General features: G+C 60.3%; 1 protein-coding gene. It reads left to right on the top strand.

Translation table 11 applies throughout. The features are described from left to right. Positions 1-567 (top strand): DMSO/selenate family reductase complex B subunit (locus ACNQ0T_RS23180; protein WP_417930385.1); only part of this gene is annotated, 567 nt, incomplete at its 5' end. Positions 568-597: the final 30 nt, after the last annotated feature.

The following is a 597-nucleotide window of genomic DNA, read 5'->3' on the forward strand; positions in this document are numbered from 1 at the left end:
AAAACCTGCGAGCTGGCCTGCAAGGATTATAAAGACCTGACCCCGGACGTCAGCTTCCGTCGTATTTATGAATACGCGGGCGGCGACTGGCAGGAGGATAACGGCGTCTGGCATCAGAACGTCTTCGCCTATTACCTGTCGATTGCCTGCAACCACTGCGAAGATCCGGCCTGCACCAAGGTCTGCCCGAGCGGGGCAATGCACAAGCGCGACGACGGTTTTGTGGTGGTGGACGAGGATGTCTGCATCGGCTGTCGCTACTGCCACATGGCCTGCCCGTATGGTGCGCCGCAGTATAACGCGGCTAAAGGCCACATGACCAAGTGCGACGGCTGCCACAACCGCGTGGCGGACGGCAAAAAGCCCATCTGCGTCGAGTCCTGCCCGCTGCGCGCGCTGGACTTTGGCCCGATTGAAGAGCTGCGCAAAAAACACGGCCAGCTTGCTGCGGTCGCGCCGCTGCCGTCTGCGCACTTCACGAAGCCGAGTATTGTGATTAAACCTAACGCCAACAGCCGTCCGACGGGTGACACCACCGGCTACCTGGCAAACCCGAAGGAGGTGTGAGATGGGAAGTGGATGGCATGAATGGCCGCT

Origin of the sequence: Enterobacter cloacae complex sp.6700776 (genome assembly GCF_048284255.1) — a bacterium.
Classification (GTDB): domain Bacteria; phylum Pseudomonadota; class Gammaproteobacteria; order Enterobacterales; family Enterobacteriaceae; genus Enterobacter; species Enterobacter intestinihominis.